We start from the raw sequence: 2,756 nt of genomic DNA, 5'->3' as shown, positions 1-2,756 counted from the left end.
GGGGAAACACCGCCAGTCGGCATAATGCTCGACCAGGGTAATGGGCCTTTTACCGCTTTTACGAACGAGGGACCACCAACCTGTGCTCCAGGAAAGATCTTCACTACTTCGGCGCCCAGTTCTTCCGCATAACTAATTTCTGTAACTGATCCACAACCCGGCATCCAGGCTACTTTTCTACGATTACAGCTTTTAGCCATCTCAGCATTGATCACTGGGGAAACGATAAAATTAGCGCCCAACTGAAGATACAAAGCGGTTGTACCTACATCGATTACCGAGCCTACCCCTAGCATCATCCCGGGAAGTTCCCTGCTGGCATACTTTACCAGTTCCGCGAAGACCTCGTGAGCAAAGTCTCCGCGGTTGGTAAATTCAAATACCCGGGCGCCACCTTCGTAGCAGGCCTTTAAAATTTCTTTACAAGTGTTCACATCCTGATGATAAAACACAGGAACAATTCCTGTTTCTTTCATCTGTGTTGCTACCGCTATTCTTGAATATTGTGCCATTTTTTTAAATGGTTATTTGTTATGTTATTTTAAATCGTAAAAGCCTTCTAGGTATTATCCTACGATACTTTTATTCTAAATTGATCATTGTAGGCCTATTCACTATCGACTCAATTCCCAATACTAGATACTCAATACTAACTACTATCTCTTAATTCGTCCTCCGGTGCTACCGGCCATTACTTCTTCAACTTCTTCCGGACTCACCTGATTGACATCTCCCAGTATTGTATGCTTTAGAGCACAGGCTGCATTGGCAAATTCCAGTGCTTTTTGATCTTCAAAATGAATCAGTCCATAAATCAGTCCGGCGGCATACGCATCGCCCGTTCCTATTCGGTCCACCACATCGGTAATCTCTAGTTCCTGGGTTTCTAGATACTCCGCACCCGTCCATGCTCTTCCATACACCTTCTGCCAGCTTGCACTGAGTCCGGTTCTTACCTTATCAAATACTTTCTCGATGGAAGGGCATTCTTTGATCAAAGCTTTACTGGCTTCAACAAATCCTTCTTTTGAAAAACCATAGTCGGTCTTTAAAATCTCGTTGATCTCATTAACACCACCCACAAAAATCGTGGATAGGCTTACCAGTTCTTTTAATACTTCATGACCGTCTTTGCCGTACTGCCAAAGATTACTGCGGTAAGCAGGATCGGCAGTGATCCTAAGTCCTTTGGCTTTTGCTTTTTCGAGTCCGATCTTTAAAGTTTCATAAGCACTTGCCGAGATCGCCGGGGAAATCCCCGTCCAATGCAGATAACCGGCATCTGCTAAAATTTCATCCCAGTTTACCTGTTTTGGGCTGATATTGGCAAAACTGCCATGCAAACGGTTATAGGCGATCTTACTGGCCCGCATCCCTGAACCGACTTCTAAAAAGTACAATCCTAAAGGATGATCGACTTTGCTAATAGCCGAGGTATCGATCCCATACTGACGCATTTGTGCAATGGCGGCATCTCCTACTAAATCATTAGAGACATTGGTCACCTGTTGGGTGTGTTCTCCAAAATACGAAAGTGAGGCCGCTACATTCATCTCAGTCCCTCCAAAATAGAAATCCATTTGGTGGGTTTGGGTCAGTTTACGGTTCTCCGACGGACTCAGTCGCATCAGTACTTCGCCAAAAGAAACTATTTTGTGATGTGAGTTTGAGTTTTTCACCTTTTAAAACTTAAAGTATTCTTTGGCATTACCATAGCAGATATTAGCTACCGTACTTCCGATGAGTTCCATATCTTCAGGAAGTTCGCCTGAGGCGATTTCCTTTCCGAAGAGATTACAGAGAATTCGTCTAAAATATTCGTGTCTTGGAAAAGATAAAAAGCTTCTCGAATCGGTTAGCATGCCAATAAAACAGCTAATTAATCCCATATTCGATAATGCGTTCATCTGTTTTTCCATCCCATCCTTTTGATCTAAGAACCACCAGCCGGATCCCCATTGTACTTTTCCGCGAACACTACCGTCATTAAAGTTCCCGATCATCGTGGCAAAGACTTCATTATCAGCCGGGTTTAGATTGTATAAGATGGTTTTGGTGAGTTTGTCCTGGCTATCCAGTTTGTTTAAAAACTGGGAGAGTTTTTCAGCTTGTGAATAATCACCGATCGAATCCCAACCGGTATCGGGGCCGAGTTGTGCCAGCATTCGTTTGTTGTTGTTTCGAAGCGCCCCCAAATGAAATTGCTGTACCCAGCCGAATTTATGATAACACTCACATAAAAACAGTAAGATCGCGGTTTTGAATTTCTCAGCATCAAGAAGGGAAACTGCTTTGCCGGCCAGTTTGTTTTTAAAGATTGCATTGATCTCAGCTTCGGTAAATTCAGTATAGCTCATGGAGTTTAAACCATGATCACAGAGCTTGCAGCCATGCTTATCAAAGTATTCGATACGTTGTAATAATGCATCTTTGAGATCCTGAAAGCTTTCAATATCGATATTGGTGGTTTTACCCAGTGTTTTTAGATAATCGGTATAACCTTCCGCATCAATTAAAATGGATTTATCGGGACGAAATGCGGTGCTCACTTTTATACCGAAATCCTCGCCTGCCATCGCCTGGTGATGTTCCAGGGTATCGGTAGGATCTTCCGTGGTACAAAGGGTATTGACATTCATTTTATGCAACAAGCCTCGGCAGCTGTTTTCTTGTTGCTGTAACTGATTGTTGATCTCCTGGTAGATCGAGGTGGCGTTTTTTTCATTTAAAAGTTCATCGATCCCGAAGTAGCGTTT

General features: G+C 43.2%; 3 protein-coding genes. All 3 read right to left on the bottom strand.

What is annotated here, in order from left to right:
- Positions 1-512 (bottom strand): bifunctional 4-hydroxy-2-oxoglutarate aldolase/2-dehydro-3-deoxy-phosphogluconate aldolase (locus IIF7_RS20370; RefSeq protein WP_084843526.1); only part of this gene is annotated, 512 nt, incomplete at its 3' end.
- 144 nt (positions 513-656) lie between these two features.
- A complete protein-coding gene (locus IIF7_RS20365; RefSeq protein WP_084843525.1) occupies positions 657-1,679 on the bottom strand; it encodes a sugar kinase in 1,023 nt (340 codons plus the stop codon).
- Positions 1,680-1,682: 3 nt separating this feature from the next.
- The coding region (uxaC, locus tag IIF7_RS20360) for a glucuronate isomerase (protein ID WP_084843524.1) at positions 1,683-2,756 on the bottom strand (1,074 nt) is incomplete at its 5' end.

This window comes from Zunongwangia atlantica 22II14-10F7 (assembly GCF_002094855.1).
Lineage (GTDB): Bacteria > Bacteroidota > Bacteroidia > Flavobacteriales > Flavobacteriaceae > Zunongwangia > Zunongwangia atlantica.
This window is presented reverse-complemented; position numbering and strand designations above follow the sequence as displayed.